The following is a 23709-nucleotide window of genomic DNA, read 5'->3' as shown; positions in this document are numbered from 1 at the left end:
GGCGCACGGCGCGGGGCAGGGATGAGCCGGATCCTGCCGAGTGTGCGACCCGGATTCGAAGTCCTCAGCGAATCTTCGAATATGGATCGGGGCGGTCGGCGGCCAGCGGCAGCACGGCGGTGACCTCCCAGCCGCCGTCCGGGCGGCCGCCGAAGCCGAGGGTGCCGCCGAGCGCCTCGGCCCGTTCGGCCAGCCCCGCCAGCCCGCTGCCGCCCTTGCGGGCCCGCTCGCCCAGGAAGCCGCCGCCTTCGGCGATGGACGGCGCCCGGTTGGCGACGCGGACGGTGAGCAGCGCCGCGCCGTCCGCCGTGCCCGGCAGGACGGACACCCGCACCAGGGGCGTGGTCGGCGCGTGCCGGCGGATGTTGGTGAGCGCCTCGACCACCACCCGGTGGGCGGTGCTGGCCACTTCGCGCGGGACACGGGCGACGTGCTCGGGCGACAGGTCGATGTCCAGCTCCACCTCGCAGCGGCCGGCGGTGCGGAACCGCTCGACGACGTCGGCGACGTCCGGCAGGCCGTACGCCTGCGGCTGGCCCTCGGCGGCCGTCCCGGCCGGGGCGGCGGAGGTCTCCTCCGCACCGTCGAGCATGTGCACCGTGCGGTCCATGGAGCCCAGCGCCTGCAGGCCGGCGGCCTCGATCTGCTGCAGGATCGGCATGACCTTCTCCGGCTGCCCGGCCGCGACCACCTGCGCCGCCTGGGCCAGCACGACGATGCCCGACACGTCGTGCGCCACGAAGTCGTGCAGGTCACGGGCAAGTTGCAGACGCTGGACGCGCCGGGCCTGGTGCACAGAGCGCAGCCTGCGCGACTCCTGCGCGCGGAGATAGCCGCCGACGGCCGCGGCGGCGACGGCACCCAGACAGAAGAAGGCGCTCTGCGCGGCGGCCTCCAGGACGGTGGGCGGCACCTGCAGCCGCAGCATCATCGTCGACGCCAGCAGACCGAGCACGGTGCACAGCACCACCGCCTGCCGCACCGGCGCGAACCGGGCGACGAGGCAGACCAGCAGCAGGACGGCCGCCATCTCCACCAAGGTGACCAGGCCGGCCGGGTGTTCGTGGGCCGGGGGATAGCCCACCGCGGTGGCCAGCGCGGAGGACAGGGCGACCGCGCCGGTCACCGGCAGCAGCGGGACCCGGGCGCGCCAGCCGGCCAGGGCCAGGGCGCCCAGCACCGCCACCACCATGGGGACGGCGGCCTTCCAGCCGGCGGCCGGACCGGCGAGCGCCCCGCCCACCACCGCCGCGGCCGCGAGGAGGCCGCACAGCGGTGGGAGCAGACGACGGCGTAAGGGAGTGACGGTGTTGACGACCATTCGGCCCATCCTAGTGACGGGTGATCAACTCGGCCGCGGCACCGGTGGGATGCGTGCCGGGCCGTACCGCCCAGCCCCTGGCGTCCAGCAGGCGCCGCACCTCCTCGGAGCGGGACCGCTCCACGAGCAGCTCGGCCAGGCCGCGCGGCCCGTCGGCCGCGTGCTCGATGGCGACGTCCTCGATGTTGATCCCCGCCTCGCTCACGGCGGCGAAGACCCGCGCCAGGGCGCCCGGCCGGTCGTCGATCGCCACCGGCACCGCCACGTACTCCACCGGCCGGGCCCCGGGCTTGCGCGGCACCCGGGCGCTGCCCGCGTTGCCCTGCCGCAGGACGTCCGCCAGCTCCTGCGCCGCGCGGGCGCGCGCCGCGCCGTCCGCGGCGCGCAGGCCGCGCAGGGCCGCGATGGTCCGCTGCAGGTCCCCGGCCAGGGCTTCGAGCACCTCCGCCACCGGTCCGGCGTTGGCCTCCAGGATGTCGCCCCACAGCCCCGGTTCGCCGGCGGCGATGCGGGTGACGTCGCGCAGCCCCTGCCCGGAGACCTTGATGTGCTCGCCGTCCGCCTCCGCCAGCCGGGCGGCGGCCAGCGAGGAGATCAGGTGGGGCGCGTGCGAGGTCAGGGCGACGGCCCGGTCGTGTGCGGCGGGGTCCATGACCACCGGCGTCGCCCCGCACGACGCGACCAGCTCCAGGGCCGTGTTCAGGGCCGCCACCGAGGTCTCGGCCGTGGGGGTCAGAACCCAGCGCCGGCCCTCGAAGAGGTCCGCCCGGGCCGCCAGCGGCCCCGAGCGCTCGCCGCCCGCCAGCGGATGGCCGCCGACGTACGTGCTCGCGTCGCCGCCCGCCCGCAGCACCTGCTGCTGCGGGCGGGCCTTGACGCTGGCGACGTCGGTGTACGCGGCGGCCAGCCCCTCGCGCTGGCAGCGGGCGAGCACGGCGCCCACGTGGGCGGGCGGCACCGCGAGGACGGCCAGGTCCACCGGCCCGGCGGGGGCGGCGAGCGTGCCGGCGCCCAGGGCCTCCGCCGTCCGTACGGCCGTGGTGTCCGCGTCGTCCAGGTGCACGCTCACCCCGCGCCGGACGAGCGCGAGGGCCACGGACGTCCCGATCAGGCCGGTCCCGACCACGGCCGCGGTCCTCACGCGGGCCGCCCGGCGCCGAAGCGCGCCGACTCGTCCCGCACGAAGCGGGCCAGGCGTGCGACGCCCTGCGCGATCTCCTCGCCGCCGAGGTAGCTGAAGGACAGCCGCATCGCCCGTTCCCCGCCGGCGCCCGGGTAGAAGTACGCCATCGGCGTCCAGATGACGCCGTACTCCTGGGCCGAGCGCAGCAGGGCGGCGTTGTCCGCCGGGAAGGGAACCCGCACGGTGAGGAAGAAGCCGCCGGTGGGCTCGTTCCAGCTCACGCCCCACCGCTCGCGCTCCCCGGGCGGGAAGTGGCGTGCGAGCTCGGCGAGCGTGCGCCGCAGCGCCTCGCCGTAATGGGCGGCGGACGCGGTGTTGAGCCCGGCGAGGCTGCCGCCCGCGGCCAGGAGCGCGCCCGCGGCGGCCGCCTGGCTCAGCGGCGGGGTGTTCACCGTGACCATGCTCTTGATCTTCGACAGCTCGTCGGCCAGCAGCCCGCTCGCCCCGGACGCGTCCGTCACCACCTGGTCGGCCACGACGAAGCCGATCCGGGCCCCGGGGAAGACGGTCTTGGAGTACGAACCGAGGTGGACGACCCGGCGCCCCTCGTCGAGCGACTTCAGCGTGGGCTGCTGCGGGCCGGGGCTGACCAGCCGGTAGGGGCTGTCCTCGATGACGAGGAAGTCGTACCGGGCGGCCAGGCGCAGCAGTTCCTCACGGTCCCGCCGGGACATGGTGTTGCCCGACGGGTTCGAGTGGTCGGGCACCACGTAGAACGCCCGGGGCCGCCGGCCCTCGGCCAGCACGGCCTCGACGGCGGCCGCGACGTCCCGGCAGTCGAGGCCGCCGGCGCGCTCCTCGACGTCCACCACGGCCAGGTCGAGCAGCCGGGCCGCGCCGGTGATGCCCACGTAGCACGGGCTCGCCACCAGCAGCACGTCGTCCGGGTGCGCGAACAGCGCCCGCAGCGTCAGCAGCATCGCCTCCTGGGCGCCGACGGTGACCACGATCGACTCGGGCGCGACGTGGATGTCCTCGTCCCCCCGCAGCGCGTCGGCGATCAGCCCCTGGATGCGGCCCGCCGTCGGCCCGTACTGGTACACGGCCGTACGGATCTGGTCGGGGGAGGCCCCTTCGGCGGCCAGGTGGTCCAGGTAGCGGCGGATGTGGCCGAAGACGTCCTCGGTGTCGAAGAACCCCTCGTAGGGGCGGCCGGGGGCGAACGAGACCGCCTCCGGGTACCGTCCGGTGATCTCGTTCAGGAAGTTCATGGTGTCGAGCACCGGGTCGCACACGCTGGCGTGCAGGTCCTCCCGGCGCAGCACCGGCCCGGCCCCGCCGGACCCGGAGCGCGGGGCGGGGCCGGCCGGGGCCCGGCCACCGGCAGGGGCGTCCGGTCGCAGGGAACCGGCGTCCGCCACCGCCGAGGTGCCCGTCAGCACCATGGCGTCCGCCAGTTCCTCGGTCACCAGGTCCAGCACGCGGGCCACGCCCTCCTGCCCGCCCACGGCCAGGCCGTGCAGCACCGGGCGGCCGAGGAGCACCGCGTCGGCCCCCAGGGTGAGGGCCGCCAGCACGTCGCCGCCCCGGCGGACCCCGCCGTCCAGCAGCAGGGCGCCGCGCCCGTCGACCACGGGGGCGATCTCGGCGAGCACCTCCAAGGTGCCGGGGGCGCCGTCCAGTTGCCGCCCGCCGTGGTTGGAGACGATGACGCCGTCCGCGCCCTCGGCAACGGCCCGCGCGGCGTCGTCGGCCGTCATGACGCCCTTGACCAGGACGGGCAGCCGGCTGACGGATCGCAGCCAGGCGATGACCGACCAGTCCAGCTCCGGGTCCAGTTCGGTGCGACCGTGCTGCGCGGGCGACGAGTAGTCGGCCGCACCGGCGGGCAGGTTGGCGGGGCGGACGTGCGGCGGAAGCCGGAAGTCGTTGCGCTGGTCGCGCAGCCGGCGGCCGAGCCGTGGGGTGTCGGCCGTCAGCACCAGGGCCTCGAAGCCCGCCCGCTCGGCGCGTTCGATCAGCTCGCGCGTCGTGGAGCGGTCGCGGAAGCAGTAGACCTGCAGCCACAGGGGGGAGCCGGCCGCCGCCTCGGCGATCTTCTCGAAGGACCGGCCCGCGAAGGTGCTCACCACGAAGGGAAGGCCCGCCGCACCGGCGGCGCGTGCGGTGGCCGTCTCGCCCTCGGGATGGACCAGGGTGTGGTACGCCACGGGCGCCACCCCGACGGGGGCCGCCCAGCGCCGCCCGAGCACGGTGGTGGCCAGGTCCGGTTCGCCCGTGCCGGTGAGCACCCGGGGGCGCAGTCCGATGCGGTCGAACGCCTGCCGGTTCGCGGCGAGGGTGCGCTCCTCGCCGGCGCCGCCCTCGATGAAGTCCCACACCCCCGGGTCGCACGCCTGCCGTGCCAGTCGGGCGAACTCCTCGAGGGTGAGCGCCGACTGCACGTCGGACGAGTCGCTGCGGCCGGTCATGCGGTGACCGCCCTGGCGCGCTCGACCGCCTCGTAGAGCGCCCGGATGTTGGCACTGCCGAACCCCTGCGCACCGTGGCGCTGGATCAGCTCGAAGAACAGCGTGCGCTGCTCGAAGGGGGACCGCGTGAACAGCTGCAGCAGGTGGCCCCACTCGTCCCGGTCGGCCAGGACGTTGGTCTTGCGCAGGTCGGCGATCGCGGCGCCCAGCGAGGGGATCCGCTCGGCCAGGAGGTCGTAGTAGGTGTCCGGGGTCTGCAGGAAGGTGATGCCGCGTTCCTCGAAGTGCTGGACGGCGGTGACGATGTCGTCGACCAGGAAGGCCAGGTGCTGGACGCCGCTGCCGCCGTTGCGCTGCAGGAACTCGTCGATCTGCCCCGGCTTCTTCGTGGTGTCCGGCTCGATGACGGTGAAGGTGATGCCGGCGGAGGGGCTGCGCACCACGATGGAGTCCATCGCCTGGTCGCCGACGGTGACGTACTCGCTGTAGTAGCGCTCGAACCCGAAGCCCTCGACGTAGTAGTGGATGACGTCGTGGAGGGTGCCGGCCTCCAGGCACACGGCCACGTGGTCGAGAAGCCCCAGGGACGGCTCCTCGTGGTGGGCGGCGGCGACGGGGAGCCCGGTCGTGACCCAGTCGCGTCCCGGAGGAAGGGACGCGGCATCGCCTGCCGCACGCCGGACGAGGGTGTGGCGCACGTCGCCGAAGCCGGAGACCGCCGGTGCGCCGGTACCGCCCGCCGCCACGATGCGGCCGCCCGCGGCGAGCACGCGGTCCCGGACCGCCACGGGGTCCTCGCAGGCGAACGCGATGTCCGCCACGCCGTCGCCGTGCACGTCGAGGAAGTCACGGGCGGCCGGCCCCGAGCTCACCACGACGCGCACCGCGCCCTGTTGCAGCAGCACCGACTCCAGCTCCGCGCTGCTGCTGCGCGCCTGTTCCCGGAAACCGAAGGAGGAGACGAAATAGTCGGTTGTCCGCTTCAGGTCACTGGTGTGGATCTCGATGTACTCGACGTCGTGTGCGGTCACGGTGTTTCCCATCCGAAGGGTGTGGTGACGGTGGTCGGCGGGTGCTGTGATGTCAGTTAGCTGCCATCGGGGTGGTGGGCGCGAGTCCTCTTCGAAATCTTCTCTGGGATGTTCCGCGGTATGGGAGGACGCATGTTTTTCGAGGAGGGAACGCACATGTCCGGTGAGGACGGGTCGGAGCTCGATCGGCTGCTGCCGGAATGGCATTTCAGGGAGCTGCACCGTATTGCGGTGCCGGGCGCCCCGGCGGAGGTGATGCGCGCCGCCTACGCCACGACCTGGGCCGAGGCGCCCCTGGCGCGGGCACTGGTGGCGATCACCCGGGCCGATGTGTCGCGCGAGCGCCGCATCGTCTCCGACTACCTCAGCGGGATGGGCGAGGTGATTCCTGCCGGGGAGGACGAGTTCCTCTTCGCCGGGGTGCAGTCCCCTTCGGACGCTCCCCGGCCGCCGGGCACCCTGGCGCAGATCGTGCGCGAGTGCCGGGAGCCCGGCCTGCTCAAGGTCGGGATGAACGTCCGCTGCGCCGGTGGGCTGCTCAGCACGGAGACCCGGGTGCTGGCCACGGACGAACGCACCCGCCGTGCCTTCCTGCCCTACTGGTACCTCATCAGGTTCGGCAGCGGGCTGACGCGCACGTCCATGCTGCGCGCCGTCCGCGGGCGGGTGCTGCGGGAGCGGAGCGCGCCCTGACCCGCGAGGGACCGTACCGGCCGCGGCCGCCCGCCGCCCGGCGCCGCCAAGAATTCTTCGATGCCCCGAAGTGACCCTGGGTGCCCGGTGCGCACGGCGAACGTGACCACCGGGCGGCCCGTGGCGCCGCCCGGACGCGCCCGACCTCGCGTTTGTGTCCCGCCGCCCGCCGCCCCGGGGCCGTGGCCGAAAGTCGCGCAACGCATTATTCAATTCTTCTCATTGCAATCTCTGGACCTCCCCGGGAAATCCGGGACCGGCAGCCCTTGTCGTGGTGATCGTCCGCTGCCTAAGGTCGACCGCAATTGACTGACCGCGTCACGGAGGGAAGTCTCGATGGCCAATCCATTCGAGGACGAGAACGCCGAGTACAACGTGCTCGTGAACGACGAGGGCCAGCATTCCCTGTGGCCCGCTTTCGCCGCGATCCCGGCGGGCTGGAACGTCGTGCACGGCACGGCGAGCCGCCAGGAATGCCTGGACTACGTGAACGAGAACTGGACCGACATGCGTCCGCGCAGCCTCGCCGCGGCCATGGCCGCCGAGGCTTCCTGAAAACACCCCCGCTCCATCGCCCCATCTTTTCGCGATCTCTTCGCGCCAATTTCGCCGTCAAGGAGAACAACCATCATGTCGACCCTCACCGATGAGCGCCGCACCGCCGTCAAGGAGATCGTCTGCGACATCCTCGAGCTGGAGGAGGACGAGGTGACGGACACCAGCCTCTTCATCGAGGACCACGGCGCCGACTCGCTGCGCGCCATCGAGATCCTCGCCTCCCTGGAGAAGGAGTTCGGCATCAGCATCGACCAGTCCGAACTGGCCCAGATGGTCAACCTGGAGCGCGTCTACCAGGTCGTCGCGGAGGCCCCCGTCCGCTGACCCGGCGCACGCTGCCGCCGATCCGCAGGTCCGAAGGTCTGAAGGTCTGAAGGGGAACAGCATGTCCGCACAACGCCCCGGTGCCGCAGCCGGGAGACGCCGGGTGGTGCTCACCGGTTTCGGCGTCATATCCAGCATCGGCATCGGTGCCGAGGAGTTCACCGCCAGCCTGCGGGCCGGCCGCAGCGGGGTCAGCCCGATATCGGTGTTCGACGTCGAGGGCTTCGCCCATGTCAACGGGTGCGAGGTCAAGGGGTTCGAGCCGCAGCGGTGGATCTCGCGCACCCCGGTCGAGGAGCTGGGGCGGGCCAGCCGCTTCGCCGTCGCCGCCGCGCGGATGGCGGTCGAGGACGCCGGCCTGGACCCCGCCGACCTGGCCGGCCGGCGGGGCCTGGTCTCCGTCGGCACCACCGACGGCGAGTCCTACGAGCTCGACCGGCTGGTCGCGGCCGAACTGGCCGACGGACCCGAGCGGATGGACCCGCAGATCGTGCGCCGGGTCTCCGCCGCCCGGCTGTCCACCACCATCGCCCAGGAACTGGAGCTCACCGACGTCGAGGCGCCCACCATCGCGACCGCCTGCTCCGCCGGCAACTACGCGATCGGCTACGGCTTCGACGCGGTGAGCTCGGGCGAGGTGGAGTACGCCCTGTGCGGCGGCGCCGACGCCATGTGCCGCAAGACGTTCACCGGCTTCTACCGGCTCGGCACCATCGCCCCCGAGTGCTGCCAGCCCTTCGACGTCGACCGCAAGGGCATCCTCACCGGCGAGGGCGCCGGCGTCCTGGTCCTCGAAAGCCTGGACTCGGCGCTGGAGCGCGGCGCCACCATCTACGCCGAGGTCCTCGGCTACGGCCTGAACTGCGACGCCTACCACCAGGTCGCCCCCAACGGCGACAGCGTCGCCCAGGCCATGGCCCTGGCCCTGGACAACGCGGGCGTCAAGCCCGAGGAGGTCGACCTGATCTCCGCGCACGGCACCGGCACCAAGGCCAACGACATCACCGAGGCCGGCGCCATCCGCAAGGTCTTCGGCGCCGCCACCCCGCGCACCATCTCGCTCAAGTCCATGCTCGGCCACACCATGGGCGCCGCCAGCGCGCTCGGTGCCATCGCCTGCGGCCTGGCCATCACCCACGGCTTCATCCCGCCCACCATCAACCACCACCGCACCGACCCCGAGTGCGAGATCGACTGCGTGCCCAACCACGCCGTCGACGCCGACCTGCGCGTCGTGCAGAACAACGGCCTCGCCTTCGGCGGCAACAACGCCATCGTCATCCTCGGCAAGTACACCGCCGACGCCCGCGCCGGAGCGGCGGCATGACGTACGCCATCACCGGCACCGGAGCCGTCGCCAGCATCGGGGCGGCACCCGAGGAGATCTTCCGCAGCCTGTGCGAGGGCCGCAGCGGACTGGCGCCGCTGCGCGCCTTCGACCGCGGCCGCTTCAACGCCCAGCAGCTCTTCGAGATCGACGACCGGCCCACCGAGGGCGTGGACGAGCCGGGGCGGGCCACCCGCTTCCTGGTCGAGGCCGTCGCCCAGGCCGCCGAGGAGGCCGGGCTCGGCGAGGACCTCGCCGGCATCCCCGTCCTGGTCGGCACCGGCCTGCGCGAGCTGCGCTCGCTGGAGCTGTGGTGGCGCGACGGCGTCCCCTTCGACGCCGACGGCCTGCACTTCGAGGCCGCCCTGCGCCGCCGCTTCGGGGCCGTCGACACCCACACCTTCGCCGGCGCCTGCTCCGCCTCGCTGTACGCCCTGGCCCTCGGCTGGGACCTGCTGGAGCTCGGCGAGGCCGAGACGGTGATCGTGGCCGGCTGCGACGTGGTCACCGAGTCGATGTTCGGCCAGGCCGACCGCGTCCAGTTCGACCCGCCGCCCGCCGTGCGCCCCTTCGACACCGAGCGCCGGGGCACCATCCTCGGCGAGGGCGCGGCCGCCGTCGTGCTCACCCGCACCCCCCCGGCCGGCCGCCCGGTGCACGGCCTGCTGCGCTCGGTGGCTGTCAACTGCGACGCCCACCACCAGACCGCGCCCGAGCCGGGCGGCGTCACCGCGGCCGTGCGCCAGGCCCACGAGCGGGCCGGCCTGGCCCCGGCCGACATCGACCTGGTCGTCCTGCACGGCACCGGCACCCCGCTCAACGACCGTACGGAGGCGCTCGTGACCTCCGAGGTCTTCGCCGGCAGCCGGCCGGCGCTAACCGGCATCAAGTCGCTGACCGGGCACACCTCGGGCTCCGCCGGCCTGCTCGCGCTGGTCACCGCCCTGTCCGCGCTGCGCTGCGGTGTCGTGCCGCCGATCGCGGGCCTGACCGACCCGCTGCCCGAGGGCGCGGACCTGCACCTGGTCACCGGCCGGCCGCTGACCGCGCCGCTGCGTACCGCGCAGGTCAACAGCTTCGGCTTCGGCGGCGTCAACGCCGTCGCGATCGTGGGAGGTGCCGCATGACAACCGCCGTGACCGAGGCCGCCGTGAGCGACGTCGCCGTGAGCGGGGTGGCGGTGGCCCTGCCCGGCGCCGCCGACCCCCGGGACCTGCTGCGGCCCGTCCCCGAGGGCGCACCCCCCGTTGATGCGGCCGAGCGCATCGGCAGGAAGGGCCTGCGGTTCAAGGACCGCGCCACCCAGGTCGGCCTGCACCTGGCCCATGCCGCGCTCACCGACGCCGGCCTGCTCGCCGACGGGCACCTGACCGTGCCCGGTGACCGCATCGGGGTCGTCGTCAGCTCCAACCTCGGCAACGCCGACACCGTCTGCCGGGCCGTGGAGACGATCGCCAAGGAGTCCACCGGCGCCCTGAGCCCCATGGACACCCCCAACGCCTCCAGCAACATCATTGCCTCGGAGACGGCCATCCGCTACGGCCTGCGCGGCCCCAACCTCACCGTCTGCAACGGCACCGGCTCCGGCCTGGACGCCGTGCGCTGGGCGGTGCTGATGGTCCGCTCCGGCCGCGCCGACCACATGCTCGTCACCGGCGTCGAACCCGACAACGAGGTCACCCGCCGCCTGGTCGGCGGCCCCGTCGCCGACGGCGGCGCCGCCCTCGTCGTCACCCGCACGCCCACCGCACCCGTCAAGGCCCTGCTCGGCCCCGTCGTGCGCACCGCCGATCCCGCCGGCACCGCCGGCGAACTCGGCCGGCGCGCCCCCGGCGGCCGCATGTGGCTGGCCGGCGACGGCCGGGCCGTGCCCGGCGACGCCGAGCACCTCGCCCTCGACGGCTGGGGCGAACTCTCCGGCGCCCTGGGCATCGTGCAGTGCGCCGCCGCGGCCGGCTGGTTCGCCCAGGGCCGCCCCGGGCCCGTCTACGCCCTGGCCGGCGGCGCCGGCGCGGCCCTGCTCGCCCCGCAGGAGGCGGCATGACGCGCGTGGTCCTGCTGCACGGCCTGGGCAACAACGAGATGATCTTTTCGCCCCTGGCCGCCCACTGGCGGCCGGGGACCGAGGTCCACGCCCCCCGCCTGCCCTGGCACAGCGAGGGCATCGCCGCCTGGCGGCACGAGAGCGACTCGGCCGGCCGCCTCCAGGACGTCCTGGACGCCGTGCCCGGCGGCGCCGACGTCGTGGTGGCCCACTCGTTCGCCTCCGTGGTGCTGCTGGAGCTGCTCGCCCGCCGGGCCGCGGCCGGCGACCCGCTGCCCGTCGCCGGCGTCGTCCTGGTCAACCCCTTCTACCGCAGCGACGCGGACGACTTCCACTGGAACATGATCGCGCCGACCCTGGACGACTTCCCGCGCACCATGACCGAGTCCATCCGCCTGCGCACCACCGGCCGCCCCATCGACGCCGACCTGCTGGCCGACATGGCCCGCCGGATGACCGAGTGGATCGGACCCTACGGCTGGCTCCGCTTCTTCGAGGCGTACCTGCGCACCCCCCTGCTGCCCGTGGCCGAGGTGCGGACCCCGGCCCTGGTGATCGGGTGCGAGCAGGACCGCTCGGCCCCGGTCGCCGAGGCCCGCCACCTGGCGGACCGGCTGCCCGCCGGTCGGGCACTGATCGAGCCCGGCTGCGGCCACTTCCCGATGCTCGAACGGCCCGCCTGGTTCGCCGGCGCCGTGCAGGGCTTCGCCGAGCGGGTGGGCCCCGCCCCGGCCCCGCTGTCCGCCGCCGCCCCGGCGGCCGGCATCTGAACGACCCCACGCCCGACGAGAAGGAGTCCGTGATGGGCCCGACGCCCCATCCCGCCATGACGGCACTGCTGGAGAACCCCACCACGGGGCGGCTGCGCCCCGGCTTCGAAGGCAACAACATCAGCTTCGCCATCGGCTTCAAGCACATCAACTACCTCGCCGAAGCCGCCGTGCTGCACCACTTCCGCGAGGCCGGCCTCGCCGCCGGCGACCTCTACCGGCGCCACGGCCTGGGCTTCGACGTGGTCGACGTCCACTCCCGGCTCGGCGCCCTGCTGGCCGTCGACGACGAGGTCGAGGCCCGGGTCACCCCCGCCACCAAGGACGGCGAGGACCGCCTGCGCTTCAAGGTGGAGATGTTCGTCGAGCGCGACGGCAAGCGCCTCAAGTGCGCCGGCTCCACCGTCCGGGTGGCCCTGCGCATCGACGACCACATCAAGGCCGAGGAGCCCTGGCCGGCCGGCCTGGAGCGCTTCGCCACCGCCCGCCTGGGCACCGGCGAGCGCCGGGAGGTCACGGCCGCCCCGCTGCCGTACGGAGAGTTCACCGCCGGCCGCGGCACCACCGCCGACCCCGTCCTCGCCGAACTCGTCGGCGACACCAACGCCCTCGGCTGGCGCTGGCGGATGCCGTACTTCTACTGCCACTTCAACGAGCGCGTCCAGATGTCCGGCTTCCTGCGCATCATGGAGGAGGCCGAGGATCTCTTCCTCGCCGACCGGGGCCTGGCCATCAAGCAGGTCCTCGACGGCCGCGGCTGGATCCCCGTCGTCACCCAGTCCCGCATCGAACTCCTCGACGAGACGCTGATGGAGGAGGAGCTCTACACCGTCTACACGGTGGAGAACATCTTCAAGTCCCTGCTCTACACCCACCGCATGGACTGCTACGTGCTGCGCGACGGACAGCTCGTGAAGACCGCCACCGGCACCATCACCCACGGCTACCTCACCGAGACCGCCCCCAACCAGTGGGAGATGGCCGACATGGACGAGGCCACCCTCGCGGCCCTGTCCACGCCCCGCAAGGCGGCGGCATGAGCGCCCCCGCCCCCGCCCGCGCCGTCATCACCGGCTGGTCGGCGGTCTCCCCGTACGGCATCGGCGCCGAGGCGTTCACCGAGGGGCTGCGCGACCGGCGCACCACCGTCGCCCCCGTCGACACCGAGCGCTGGGGCGTGCCCACCACCCGCGCCCACCTCGTGCCCGGCTTCGAGACCCGCGAGGTGCTCGGGAAGAAGGGCACCCGCTCCATGGACCGCGTCACCGGCCTCGCCGTCGCCGCCGTCGGCTCCCTGCTGAAGCAGCCCGGCAGCGCCGCGGAGAGCGAGACCGGCGAGCGCGCGGCCCTGGTACTGGCCACCACCACCGGCAGCGCCGCCAGCATGATGGACTTCACCCGCAGCTCCCTTCAGGGCGAGCGGCCCTACGACGTCGACCCGGCCGTGATGCCCAACGCCGTCATGAACTGCGCCGCCGGCCAGTGCGCCATCTGGTACGGCATCAAGGGCCCCAACACCACCCTCGCCGGCGGCCGCGCCGCGGGGCTGCTGTCCCTCAACTACGCCACCCGCCTGCTGTCCTCCGGCCGCGCCGACACCGTGCTGTGCGCCGCCGCCGAGGAGTACTCCGCCGCCCGCTACTGGCTGGAGCGGCACAGCCGGGGCGCCGAGGCCCCCGGCGTACCACTGGGCGAGGGCGCCGCCGTCCTGCTCGTCCAGCCCGCCGGCAGCCACCGCCCCGAGCGCCCGCCGCTCGCCGAAGTCCTCGCCGTGCGCAGCCGGGTGGCCACCGGCGCCCGCGTCCGCGACGTCCTCGCCGACTGCGTGCGCGACGCCCTGGCCGCCGCCGGCACCGACCCGGCCGAGGTCTGGGCCGCCGCCCCGGGCGACGCCCCCGGCCGCCTCGGCCACCTCGAACACGAGGTGCTGGAGGAGATCTGCGGCACCGAGGCGCTGGGCCGCGTGCCCGCCGTCGCCCGCATCGGCGACGTCTCCGCCGCCTCCGGCTCCTTCCAGATCGCCATGGTCCTGGCCACCGCCGCCGACGACCCCGCGGCCGCCGGCCGCGTCGCCGTCATCACCTCCGCCGACCGCGACGGCTCCCTGGCCTGCGCCGTCCTGAGGCTGGTGGGCCGATGAGCACGACCATGCCCGTGCGCGGCGCGAGCCCCGTCCGCGCCGAGGTGCACGTGCTGGCCCGCACCGAGGACGGCCTGGCCAGCAGCGCCCGCGCCGAGATCGGCGCCGGCGAGCCCGTCTTCGCCGGCCACTACCCCGACTTCCCCATCTTCCCCGGGGTCTGCGTCCTCGAATGCGTGCAGCGGGCCGCCACCGACGGGCCCGCCGCCCCCGCCGCCGGCGACCTCGCCGCCGTGGAGTCCGCCCGCTTCGCCGGCGCGGTCTACCCCGGCGACACCCTCACCCTCGACCTCGCCTGGCGCCGCACCCCGGCCGGCCTGGTCTGCCGCGCCACCGCCACCACCGAGCGCGGCAGGGCCGCCTCCGTACGGCTGCGCTTCGCGACCGAAGGAGACGCCCGGTGACCGCCGCCGCCCCCACCCTGCCGCAGGTCACCGACCTGCTGCCGCACCGCTACCCCATGCTGCTCGTCGACCGCGTCCTGGACATGGTCCCCGGCAGCAGCATCCGCGCCGTCAAGGCCGTCACCCTCAACGAACCCTGGTACGACCGGCTGCCGGCCGGCGCCCCGCTGGAGTACCCGCGCTCCCTGCTCGTGGAGTCCTGGGGCCAGAGCGCCGGCCTGCTCGCCTCCGCCATGGCCGACACCCCCCAGGGGCAGGTCATGCTCTTCGGCTCCGTCGCCGACGCCGTCTTCCACCGGCCCGTGCACCCCGGCGACGTCCTCGAACACCGCGTCCGCATCAGCAGGGCCCTGGCCGACTCCGTCGTCTTCGAGGGCACCAGCCACTGCGGCGAGGAAACCGTCATGACCGTCTCCAGCATGGTCATGGCCTTCCGCCCCGCCACCCTGCTGCGCCCCGAGGCGCCCGCAACCGACCCCGCAAGCCCCGTGAGGAAGGCCGACCGATGACCGACAACAGGCCCGTGGCGCTCGTCAGCGGCGGCTCCCGCGGCATCGGCCGGGCCGTCGTGCTCAAGCTCGCCGCCGACGGCTACGACGTGAGCTTCTGCTACCACTCCAACCAGGACGCCGCCGACCGCGTCGCCAAGGAGGCCGAGGCGCTGGGCGCCCGCGTCCTGCACCACCGCGTCGACGTCGCCGACGGCGCCGCCGTCCGCGCCTGGGTCGGCGCCACCGAGAACGAACTGGGCGCCCTCGACACCGCCGTCACCTCCGCCGGCATCACCCGCGACAAGGGCCTGGTGCTGATGAGCGACGAGGAGTGGCGCACGGTCGTGGCCACCAACCTCGACGGCGTCTTCCACGTCTGCCGCGCCGCCGCCTTCGCCATGATGAAGCGCCGCCGCGGCAGCATCGTCAACATCTCCTCCGTCGCCGGCATCTACGGCAACGCCAACCAGACCAACTACGCCGCCACCAAGGCCGGCATCATCGGCTTCTCCCGCTCCCTGGCCAAGGAGACCGGCCGCTACGGCGTGCGCGTCAACACCGTCGCCCCCGGCTTCGTCGACACCGACATGGTCACCGCCGTCCCCGAGCGGCAGCGCGAGGCGGCCCTCGCCGGCGTCGCGCTCGGGCGGATGGGCACCGCCGAGGAGGTCGCCGAGCTCGTGGCCTTCCTCGCCGGCGAACGCGCCGGCTACATCACCGGATCCGTCTTCCAGATCGACGGGGGGATATCCCTGTGAGCACCGGACGGCGCAAGAAGAACCCCAGGTGGTACTTCTCGCTGCGCAGCCCCTACTCGTGGTTCGCCTACCGCGACCTGAGCGAGAACCACCCCGACATCCTCGACGAGATCGAGTGGATCCCCTACTGGGAGCCCGACGAGGAGTCCACCCGCCTGCTGGACGAGGCCGGGGTCACCCTCCCGGTCATGCCCATGCACCGCTCGAAGAACTTCTACATCCTGCGCGACGCCCGCCGCTGGGCCCACGCCCGCGGCTGGCAGGTCACCTGGCCCGTCGACCGCGACCCGCACTGGGAGGTCGCGCACCTGGCCTACATCGCCGCCGAGGAGGCCGGCTGCGGCCGGCGGTTCGTCGACCTCGCCTACCGCGCCCGCTGGCACGAGGGCCGCGACCTCTCCGACCGCGCCACCATCGCCGCCATCGCCGCCGAACTGGGCCTTCCCGCCTCCCTCGGCGACTCCGTCGACGACCCGGTGCTGCGCCTGAAGGGCGTCGCCTGCCTGATCGCCGCCTACCACGACGACGCCTTCGGCGTCCCCTTCTTCCTCAACGGCCGCGAGGCGTTCTGGGGCGCCGAGCGCGTCTCCGCGTTCGTCGCCGCCGTCCGCGGCGAGGAGTGGGACGGCGTCAGCGACGCCCCCTTCACCGCCACCCCCTACGCCGCCCAGGCCGCCGACGGGAGCACGCCATGACCACCACCGCAGCCCCCCAGCGGCTCGTACCCCGCCGGGTCGTGCCCGGCACCGCCGAGGCCCGCTGGGCCGAGGTGAGCATGCCGGCCCCCGCCCGGCTCGCCGCCCGCGTCCGCCTGCTCGCCCGGCGCACCGGCACCGGCTGGGGACCGGTCCTGCTCGCCGCCCACGCCGCCGTCCTCGCCGCCCTCGGCGGCGAGAGCACCGTGCTCACCGGCTACGCACCGCCCGCCGCGGGCGGGGCCCTGCGGCCGCTCGCCCTGACCGCCGACGGCGGCACATGGGAGGAGCTGCTGGCCGGCGCCGCCCGCGCCGCCGCCGGCGAGGCGGCCGCCGGCGCCTTCGAGACCGCCCTGGACCTCGCCCACCCCGAGGGCGCCCTGCCCGAGCCGCACCCCGGCACCGTCCTGGCCGCCGTGCTGCGCCTGACCCCCACCGGCCCCGCACTGCTGCTGCGCTACCGCACGGACGTCCTCGACGCCGAGGCCGCCGGCCGCATCGCCGGCTACCACCTCACGGCGCTCGACCACCTCACGCAGCACCCCGCCTCCGCCGTGCGCGAGCGCAGCCTGCTCTCGCCGCAGGAGCACCACCACCAGATCCACGAACTGGCCGGTCCCGTGCGCCCGCTGCCCGACCGGCGCTTCCACCAGCTGTTCGAGGAGCAGGCCGCCGCCCGCCCCGACGCGGTGGCCGCCGAGCACGCCGGCAGCACCCTGACCTACGGCGAGCTCAACGCCCGCGCCAACCGCCTCGCCCACGCGCTGCTCGCCCGCCGGATCGGCCCCGAGGCCGTCGTGGCCGTCGTCACCGAACGCAACCTCGACTGGCTCACCGCCGTCATCGCCATCCTCAAGGCCGGCGCCGCCTACCTGCCCGTCGAGCCCGCCGCGCCCGTCGACCGCATGGCCCGCACCCTGCGGCGCAGCGGCTGCCGGCTCGTCCTGACCGAGGACGGCAGCACCACGCACCTGCGCCTGGCGGCACCCGAGGACCTGCCGACGCTCACCGTCGCCGCGGGCGTGGCCGAGGACCGCCCCGCCACCGACCCCGGCGTGCCCGTGGCCGCCGACCAGCTGGCGTACCTGTACTTCACCTCCGGCTCCACCGGCGAGCCCAAGGGCGCGATGTGCGAGCACGCCGGCTTCGTCAACCACCTCTACGCCAAGATCGACGACCAGGGCATCGCCGCCGGCCAGGTGGTGGCCCAGACCGCCCCGCAGTCCTTCGACATCTCCCTGTGGCAGCTGCTGGCCGCCCTCGTCGTCGGCGGCCGCACCCTGATCGTCGAACAGGACGCCATCCTCGACGTCGACCGCTACCTCGACACCGTCGAGCGCGGCGAGGTCGCCGTGCTGCAGGCCGTCCCCTCGTACCTGGAGGTGGTCCTGGCCCGGCTGGAGGAGAGCCCGCGCGAGCTGCCCGCCCTGCGCTGCGTGTCCGTCACCGGCGAGGCGCTGAAGAAGGAACTGGCCGTGCGCTGGTTCGCGCGCTTCCCGCACATCGCCCTGATGAACGCCTACGGCCTGACCGAGACCTCCGACGACACCAACCACGAGGTCATGACCGCCGCACCCGAGTGGGACTCCGTCCCCCTCGGCCGGCCCGTCGCCAACGCCCGCGTCTACGTCGTCGACGAGCAGCTGCGCCCGGTGCCCCTCGGCGCCCCCGGCGAGATCGTCTTCTCCGGCGTGTGCGTCGGCCGCGGCTACGTGGGCGACCCCGAGCGCACCGCCGCCGCCTTCGGCGAGGACCCGCACCGCCCCGGCCAGCGCCTGTACCGCTCCGGCGACTTCGGCCGCTGGCTGCCCGGCGGCACCCTGGAGTTCCTCGGCCGGCGCGACGCCCAGGTCAAGATCCGCGGCTTCCGCATCGAGATCGGCGAGATCGAGAACCAGCTGCTGCGCCTGCCCGGCGTGCGCGACAGCGCCGTCGTGGTCGTCGAGAGCCCCGACGAGGGCCGCCACCTGGTCGGCTTCCACACCGGCTCCGACCTGCCCGCCGACGAGCTGCGCCGCAACCTGGCCCGGGCACTGCCGCCCTACATGGTCCCCGGCCGGCTCGAGCGCCTCGACGCCCTGCCGCTCACGCCCAACGGCAAGACCGACAAGCGGGCGCTGATCGCCCTCGCCGCCGAACTCGCCGCGCCCCAGGACACCGTGGCGCACGAGCCGCCGAGCACCGACGCCGAGCGCCGCCTGGCCGACGCCTGGGCCGCCGTGCTCAAGCTGCCCGTCGCACAGATCGGCCGGTACGACGACTTCTTCGACCGCGGCGGCACCTCCCTCTCCGCGGTGCAGCTCGTCGTGCGCATGGCCCGCGCCTTCACCCTCCAGGACGTACGGCGCAACCCCACGCTCACCGCGCTCGCCTCCCTGCTCGACGGCGCGCCCGTGCAGGAGACCGCCGCCCCCGCGCAGCAGACGGCGGCACCCGCCGCCCGTACCGCGACGAGCGTCCCCGCCACCGCCGCGCCGCGCACCCCGGACGACGCCGCCGCACCCTTCGACGTGGTGCGCACCGAGGGCCGGCCCGCCGTGCTCGTCCTCGACGGCCCCGCACCGGCCGACCCCGCCGCCTGGGCGGCGGAGCACCGCGCCCGGCTGCAGGCGACCGTCGCCGAGCACGGCGCCCTCCTCGTCCGCGGCCTGGGCCTGACCGACGCGGCAACCGTCGGCCGCGTGGGCCGGGCACTGCTGCACGAGGTGATGACCGAACGCGAGGGCTTCGCCACCCGGCAGACCCTGGCCGAGGGCGTGTACTCCTCCTCCGAGTGGCCCGCCGACCAGCCCATGTGCATGCACCACGAGCTCTCCTACGCCCGTGAGGTGCCCGGCACGCTGCTCTTCGCCTGCCTGACGGCACCGCAGTCCGGCGGCGTCACCGGGGTCGCCGACTCCCAGGACGCCCTGCAGGCGCTGCCCGCCGGCCTCGTGGCCCGCTTCGAGGAACTCGGCTGGCTGCTCGACCGCAACTACACCGAGACCGTCGGCGTCTCCCTCGCCGAGTCCTTCGGCACCGCCGACCGGGCCGGCATCGAGGCGTACTGCGCCGAGCGCGGCATCGGCTGCACCTGGCTCCCCGGCGGCGACCTGCGCACCCGCCAGCGCGCGGCCGCGGTGCTCACCCACCCCGTCACCGGCCGGCGGGCCTGGTTCAACCAGATCGCCTTCCTCAACGAGTGGACGCTCGACCCGGTGATCCGCGAGTACCTGAAGTTCGAGTTCGGCGACGACGGCCTGCCGTTCAACAGCCGCTACGGCGACGGCTCCGCGCTCGACGAGGACACCGTGCTCGCCATCAACGAGGTCTACGAGAAGCACACCCTGCGCGAGGAGTGGCAGCGCGGCGACCTGCTCGTCGTGGACAACCTGCGCATGGCCCACAGCCGCGAGCCCTACGAGGGCCGCCGCGAGATCGCCGTCATGCTCGGCGACCCCGTGACCGTACCCGCCCTCGGCTGACGCACCGCACCCGCACACCCACCCACGGATGGAGCACGTCATGTCCCCCCAGCCCCTCGTGCCGCCCTTCGCCGTCATCACCGGCGCACAGGTCGCGGACGTCCTCACGGGCCACGAGAAGCAGGTCCTCGACCTGGTGGAGGAGGTCTACACGCTGCACGGCCGCGGCAGCTCGGTGAACCCGCCCTCGTACTTCCTGCGCTTCCCCGACCGGCCCAGCGCCCGCATCATCGCCCTGCCCGCCTCCGTCGGCGGCGACAAGCCCACCGACGGCCTGAAGTGGATCTCCAGCTTCCCCGAGAACGTCGCGGCCGGCATCCCCCGCGCCTCCGCCGTGCTCATCCTCAACGACCACGTCACCGGCTACCCGTTCGCGTGCCTGGAGAGCTCCATCATCAGCGCCTCCCGCACCGCCGCCTCCGCGGCGCTGGCCGCCGACCGGCTCAGCCGCGGCGCGCGACCGCGCCGCATCGGCTTCGTCGGCACCGGGCTCATCGCCCGCTACGTCCACCACTACCTGCAGGCCAGCGGCTGGGACTTCGACGAGCTGGGCGTGCACGACCTGTCCGCGACCCACGCCGAGGCGTTCGCCGACTACCTCACCTCCGCCCCCGGCGACGCCCCGGTGGTGGTGCACGACAGCGCCGAGGAGCTCATCACCGCAAGCGACCTGGTGGTCTTCGCCACCGTGGCGGGCACCCCGCACGTGCACGACCCGGCCTGGTTCTCCCACAACCCGCTCGTGCTCAACGTCTCGCTGCGCGACCTCGCCCCCGAGATCCTGCTGGCCTCCACCAACATCCTCGACGACGTCGAGCACTGCCTGAAGGCCGACACCTCCCCGCACCTGGCCGAACAGCTCACCGGCAACCGCGACTTCATCGACGGCACCCTCTTCGACGTCCTCGAAGGCCGCGTCGAGCTGCCCGCGGACCGGCCCGTGGTCTTCTCGCCCTTCGGCCTGGGCGTCCTCGACATCGCCCTCGGCCGCTACGTGCACGACCGGCTGCGCGAGGAAGGCCGGCTCGCCCACGTCGAGGGCTTCTTCCACGAGACCGACCGCTACGGCCGCACCACCGGCTAGCGGCGGCCCGACCCCTACCGACCCCAGGGAACTGGTGATCCCGTGACGATCATTACCGCCCCCTACGAGATCAACGCGGACGACGTCTTCGTCGACCTGCGCCCGGTCTTCGACGTGCCGCTCTACCTCAAGTACGAGGGCATCAACCTCGCCGGCTCCGTCAAACTGAAGGCGGCCCTGGGGATGGTGCTCGCCGCCGAGCGCGAGGGCCTGCTCTCGCCCGGCGACGTGCTCGTGGAGTCCTCCTCCGGCAACCTCGGCGTCGCCCTCAGCATGATCGCGGCGCACCGGGGCTACGGCTTCCTGTGCGTCACCGACTCGCGCTGCAACCCCGCGAGCCGGCGGCTGATGGAGTCCTTCGGCGCCCGGGTGCTGGTCATCTCGCGCCCCGACAAGGAGCGCGGCCTGCTCGGCGCCCGGCTGGACTACGTCCAGCGGCTGTGCGACTTCGACCCGCGCTACGTCTGGCTCAACCAGTACGTCAACCCGCACAACTGGCTCGCGCACTACCGCAGCACCGGACCCGCCATCGCCCGGCAGTTCCCCGACCTCGACGTGCTCTTCGTCGGCGCCGGCACCACCGGCACGCTCATGGGCCTCGCCCGCTACTTCCGCGAGCAGGAACGAAACGTGCGCATCGTCGCCGTCGACAGCATCGGCTCGGTGACCTTCGGCGGGCCCGCCGTGCCCCGCTACATCCCCGGGCTCGGCGCGGGCGTGCGCCCGCAGCTGCTGGACTCCTCCCTCGTCGACGAGGTGGTGATGGTGCCCGAACGCGACACCCTCGAGTGCTGCCACACCATGGCCCGCCAGGGCTTCCTCTTCGGCGGCTCCACCGGCACCGTCGTCAGCGGCGCCCTGCGCTGGCTCGCCGGCCGCCCGCGCGGCGAGCACCTCACCGCCGTGGCCCTCTCCCCGGACCAGGGCGACCGCTACCTCGACTCGCTCTACGACCCCGAATGGGTGGAGCGGCACTTCGGCGACCCGCGCACCTGGGACGCCGGGATCCCGGCCACCCCCGCCGAGCTGGTCACCAGCTGACGGCCGAGGCATCACCCCACACGAAAGGCCAACTCGTCATGGACAAGCCAGTGGTGCTGATCGCCGAGGAGCTCTCCCCGGCCACGCTCGCCGCCCTGGGCACCGGCTTCGAGATCAGGTACTGCACCGGCGCCGACCCGCGGGCGCTGCGGGCCGCACTGCCCGGAGCGGACGCCGTGCTCGTGCGCAGCGCCACCCGGCTCGACGCCCGGGCCCTGGCCGCCGGCACCCGCCTGAAGGTCGTCGCCCGGGCCGGCGTGGGCCTGGACAACGTCGACGTCGACGCGGCCACCCGGGCCGGCATCCTGGTGGTCAACGCCCCCGACGCCAACGTCGTCAGCGCCGCCGAGCACGCCGTCGGCCTGCTGCTCGCCCTCGCCCGCCACATCCCGCAGGCCCACGCGGCCCTCACCGCCGGCCACTGGGCCCGCAGCCGCTTCGGCGGCACCGAACTGGCCGGCAAGACCCTCGGCATCGCCGGCCTCGGCCGCATCGGGACGCTGGTGGCCCACCGCATGGCCGCCTTCGACATGCGCATCCTCGCCTACGACCCCTACGTCACCCCCGCCAGCGCCGCCCACGCCGGCGCCCTACCGGTCTCCTTCGACGAACTGCTGGCGGAATCCGACTTCCTCACCGTCCACCTGCCCCGCACCCCGCAGACCACGGGCCTGTTCGGGCCCGCCGCACTGCGCCGCGTCAAGCCCGGGGTGCGCATCGTCAACGCCGCCCGCGGCGGCATCGTCGACGAGAACGCGCTGTACCGGGCGCTCGTCGAGGGCCGCGTCGCCGGCGCCGCCCTCGACGTCTTCGCCACCGAACCGTGCACCGAGTCCCCGCTGTTCGCCCTGGACTCCGTCGTCGTCACCCCCCACCTCGGCGCGAGCACCGCCGAGGCGCAGGAACGGGCCGGAGTGGGCGTGGCCACCGCCGTACGCCGGGCCCTGACCGGACTGCCCGTGCCCGAGGCCGTCAACTTCGCCGCCCTGGTCGCCACGGCCGGCACACAGCCGATGGAGTACGCCCGATGAGCGCCGCACGGACGGAGGCCGGCAGCATGCACAGCACCGACAGCATCCGGTGGTTCCGCCGCTACGCGGTGACGGCCGCGCCGCGCCGGCGCCTGCTGGTCCTGCCGCACGCCGGCGGCTCGGCCAGCTTCTTCCACCCCTGGGGAGCGGCCTTCGACGACGACACCGAGGTCCTCGTCGCCCGCTACCCCGGCCGGCACGACCGCATGACCGACCCCTGCATCGACGACATGACCGAACTGACCGACCGCATCACCGCGGCGCTGCTGCCCTTCCTGGACGTACCGCTGACCCTCTTCGGCCACAGCATGGGCGCCTCGCTGGCGTACGAGCTGGCGCTGCGGCTGGAGAGCCGGCACGGGGTGCGCCCCGCCGCCCTGCACGTCTCCAGCCGCAAGGCCCCGCACCGGCTGACCCCCCGGCCCCTGCACACCGAGGGCGACGCCGCCCTGATCGCCGAGGTCCGCCGGCTCGGCGGCACCGACGACGCGCTGCTGGACGACCCGGACCTGGTGGAGCTGCTCCTGCCCGCCATCCGGGCCGACTTCACCCTGGTCGGCACCTACGGCCCGCGCAGCGCCGTGCCGGTCGGCTGCCCCGTGCACGCCTACGTGGGCGACGAGGACCCCGCCGTCACCCCCGCCGACATGGCGGCCTGGGCCGACGTGGCCCCCCACGGCTTCACCCTGGACGTACTGCCCGGCGGCCACTTCTACCTGGTCGACCAACGCACGGCCCTCGTCGGCGCCCTGGCCGACCAACTGGTTTCCGGCTAGCGGCCTGTCCGCCGCCCCGTCAGGGGCGCGGGGCAGTGCCGATCTGCGGCTGCCGCCGCGTAGGGCCTGTCCGGCGGATCTTCGTCGCGCGCGCCACCACAGCGCCCCGTAGGGGCGCGGGGAACTGCGCGACAAGCCACGGCGTGCCCGCACGTGAGTACCG

Annotated in this window: 21 protein-coding genes and 1 pseudogene; 18 read left to right on the top strand and 4 right to left on the bottom strand. The window is 74.2% G+C overall.

The genetic code is table 11. The annotated features are described in order from the left end of the window. Positions 1-64: 64 nt before the first annotated feature. The 4 genes from AC27L3_RS17515 to hppD are packed head-to-tail and all read right to left on the bottom strand — an operon-like array spanning position 65 to position 5946. Positions 65-1321, bottom strand: coding sequence for a sensor histidine kinase (locus AC27L3_RS17515; protein ID WP_487234951.1), 1257 nt, complete (start codon positions 1319-1321; stop codon positions 65-67). Positions 1322-1331: 10 nt separating this feature from the next. Next, positions 1332-2462, bottom strand: coding sequence for a prephenate dehydrogenase (locus AC27L3_RS17510; protein WP_487234950.1), 1131 nt, complete (start codon positions 2460-2462; stop codon positions 1332-1334). Further along, a complete protein-coding gene (locus tag AC27L3_RS17505) occupies positions 2459-4915 on the bottom strand; it encodes an aminotransferase class I/II-fold pyridoxal phosphate-dependent enzyme (RefSeq protein ID WP_487234949.1) in 2457 nt (818 codons plus the stop codon). Before AC27L3_RS17505 ends, AC27L3_RS17510 begins: the two co-directional genes overlap by 4 nt. Beyond that, positions 4912-5946, bottom strand: a complete 1035-nt coding sequence (gene hppD, locus AC27L3_RS17500; protein ID WP_487234948.1) for a 4-hydroxyphenylpyruvate dioxygenase — start codon at positions 5944-5946, stop codon at positions 4912-4914. The genes AC27L3_RS17505 and hppD overlap by 4 nt, the downstream gene beginning before the upstream one ends. A gap of 156 nt (positions 5947-6102) precedes the next feature. On the opposite strand from hppD, the gene AC27L3_RS17495 reads away from it, so the two are divergent. From AC27L3_RS17495 to AC27L3_RS17410, 18 genes and pseudogenes are all read left to right on the top strand, one after another. Further along, positions 6103-6639 (top strand): hypothetical protein, encoded by a 537-nt coding sequence (locus AC27L3_RS17495; protein WP_487234947.1) that lies wholly within the window; start codon positions 6103-6105, stop codon positions 6637-6639. Positions 6640-6975: 336 nt separating this feature from the next. Then, a complete protein-coding gene (locus AC27L3_RS17490; protein ID WP_344433768.1) occupies positions 6976-7194 on the top strand; it encodes an MbtH family protein in 219 nt (72 codons plus the stop codon). A gap of 75 nt (positions 7195-7269) precedes the next feature. After that, positions 7270-7521 carry an acyl carrier protein gene (locus AC27L3_RS17485; RefSeq protein ID WP_344433767.1) on the top strand — a complete coding sequence of 84 codons (252 nt, stop codon included), beginning with the start codon at positions 7270-7272 and terminating at the stop codon, positions 7519-7521. A gap of 61 nt (positions 7522-7582) precedes the next feature. Further along, entirely contained in the window at positions 7583-8848 is a 1266-nt protein-coding gene (locus AC27L3_RS17480; RefSeq protein ID WP_487234946.1) for a beta-ketoacyl-[acyl-carrier-protein] synthase family protein, read from the top strand. Continuing rightward, the gene (locus tag AC27L3_RS17475; RefSeq protein ID WP_487234945.1) at positions 8845-9975 is read left to right on the top strand and encodes a beta-ketoacyl synthase N-terminal-like domain-containing protein; all 1131 of its coding nucleotides are present in this window, start codon (positions 8845-8847) and stop codon (positions 9973-9975) included. The genes AC27L3_RS17480 and AC27L3_RS17475 overlap by 4 nt, the downstream gene beginning before the upstream one ends. After that, positions 9972-10892: a beta-ketoacyl synthase N-terminal-like domain-containing protein gene (locus tag AC27L3_RS17470; RefSeq protein WP_487234944.1), complete on the top strand. Its 921-nt coding sequence runs from the start codon at positions 9972-9974 to the stop codon at positions 10890-10892. Before AC27L3_RS17475 ends, AC27L3_RS17470 begins: the two co-directional genes overlap by 4 nt. Then, complete coding sequence (locus tag AC27L3_RS17465) at positions 10889-11662, top strand: alpha/beta fold hydrolase (protein WP_487234943.1); 774 nt, start codon at positions 10889-10891, stop codon at positions 11660-11662. Before AC27L3_RS17470 ends, AC27L3_RS17465 begins: the two co-directional genes overlap by 4 nt. 32 nt (positions 11663-11694) lie before the next feature. Beyond that, complete coding sequence (locus AC27L3_RS17460) at positions 11695-12702, top strand: hypothetical protein (protein WP_487234942.1); 1008 nt, start codon at positions 11695-11697, stop codon at positions 12700-12702. Beyond that, a complete protein-coding gene (locus AC27L3_RS17455; protein ID WP_487234941.1) occupies positions 12699-13802 on the top strand; it encodes a beta-ketoacyl synthase N-terminal-like domain-containing protein in 1104 nt (367 codons plus the stop codon). Before AC27L3_RS17460 ends, AC27L3_RS17455 begins: the two co-directional genes overlap by 4 nt. Beyond that, complete coding sequence (locus tag AC27L3_RS17450) at positions 13799-14206, top strand: 3-hydroxyacyl-ACP dehydratase FabZ family protein (protein ID WP_487234940.1); 408 nt, start codon at positions 13799-13801, stop codon at positions 14204-14206. The genes AC27L3_RS17455 and AC27L3_RS17450 overlap by 4 nt, the downstream gene beginning before the upstream one ends. Beyond that, complete coding sequence (locus AC27L3_RS17445) at positions 14203-14715, top strand: 3-hydroxyacyl-ACP dehydratase FabZ family protein (RefSeq protein WP_487234939.1); 513 nt, start codon at positions 14203-14205, stop codon at positions 14713-14715. Before AC27L3_RS17450 ends, AC27L3_RS17445 begins: the two co-directional genes overlap by 4 nt. After that, complete coding sequence (fabG, locus tag AC27L3_RS17440) at positions 14712-15455, top strand: 3-oxoacyl-ACP reductase FabG (protein WP_487234938.1); 744 nt, start codon at positions 14712-14714, stop codon at positions 15453-15455. Before AC27L3_RS17445 ends, fabG begins: the two co-directional genes overlap by 4 nt. After that, the gene (locus AC27L3_RS17435; protein WP_487234937.1) at positions 15452-16150 is read left to right on the top strand and encodes a DsbA family protein; all 699 of its coding nucleotides are present in this window, start codon (positions 15452-15454) and stop codon (positions 16148-16150) included. The genes fabG and AC27L3_RS17435 overlap by 4 nt, the downstream gene beginning before the upstream one ends. Beyond that, positions 16147-19614 (top strand): non-ribosomal peptide synthetase, encoded by a 3468-nt coding sequence (locus AC27L3_RS17430; protein WP_487234936.1) that lies wholly within the window; start codon positions 16147-16149, stop codon positions 19612-19614. The genes AC27L3_RS17435 and AC27L3_RS17430 overlap by 4 nt, the downstream gene beginning before the upstream one ends. Before the next feature lie 40 nt (positions 19615-19654). Continuing rightward, positions 19655-20698: a 2,3-diaminopropionate biosynthesis protein SbnB gene (sbnB, locus tag AC27L3_RS17425; protein ID WP_487234935.1), complete on the top strand. Its 1044-nt coding sequence runs from the start codon at positions 19655-19657 to the stop codon at positions 20696-20698. 42 nt (positions 20699-20740) lie between these two features. Beyond that, a complete protein-coding gene (gene sbnA / locus AC27L3_RS17420; protein WP_487234934.1) occupies positions 20741-21739 on the top strand; it encodes a 2,3-diaminopropionate biosynthesis protein SbnA in 999 nt (332 codons plus the stop codon). 38 nt (positions 21740-21777) lie between these two features. After that, a pseudogene (locus AC27L3_RS17415) lies at positions 21778-22752 on the top strand (hydroxyacid dehydrogenase); the annotation flags it as partial. Between the two features lie 14 nt (positions 22753-22766). Continuing rightward, positions 22767-23546, top strand: coding sequence for a thioesterase II family protein (locus tag AC27L3_RS17410; protein ID WP_487234933.1), 780 nt, complete (start codon positions 22767-22769; stop codon positions 23544-23546). The last annotated feature ends 163 nt before the right edge of the window (positions 23547-23709 follow it).

Source organism: Streptomyces sp. PKA51, from assembly GCF_057552455.1.
This window is presented reverse-complemented; position numbering and strand designations above follow the sequence as displayed.